General features: G+C 50.2%; 1 tRNA gene and 1 rRNA gene. Both read left to right on the forward strand.

What is annotated here, in order from left to right:
• Window positions 1-84, forward strand: a 16S ribosomal RNA gene (locus J1778_RS00050); the annotation flags it as partial.
• A gap of 71 nt (window positions 85-155) precedes the next feature.
• Window positions 156-232, forward strand: a tRNA-Ile gene (locus tag J1778_RS00055).
• The last annotated feature ends 29 nt before the right edge of the window (window positions 233-261 follow it).

Here is a 261-nt window from a genome sequence, read left to right on the forward strand (position 1 = left end):
GCGCTTACCACTTTGTGATTCATGACTGGGGTGAAGTCGTAACAAGGTAACCGTAGGGGAACCTGCGGTTGGATCACCTCCTTACCTCAAGATACGCATTGTGCAGTGTCCACACAGATTGTCTGATAGAAAGTAACGAGCAGAAATACCTTAATAGGCTTGTAGCTCAGGTGGTTAGAGCGCACCCCTGATAAGGGTGAGGTCGGTGGTTCAAGTCCACTCAGGCCTACCAATTCGTCCTCATGCTGCGTTGTCGTCACA

The organism is Rahnella bonaserana (assembly GCF_019049675.1).
Classification (GTDB): Bacteria; Pseudomonadota; Gammaproteobacteria; order Enterobacterales; family Enterobacteriaceae; genus Rahnella; species Rahnella bonaserana.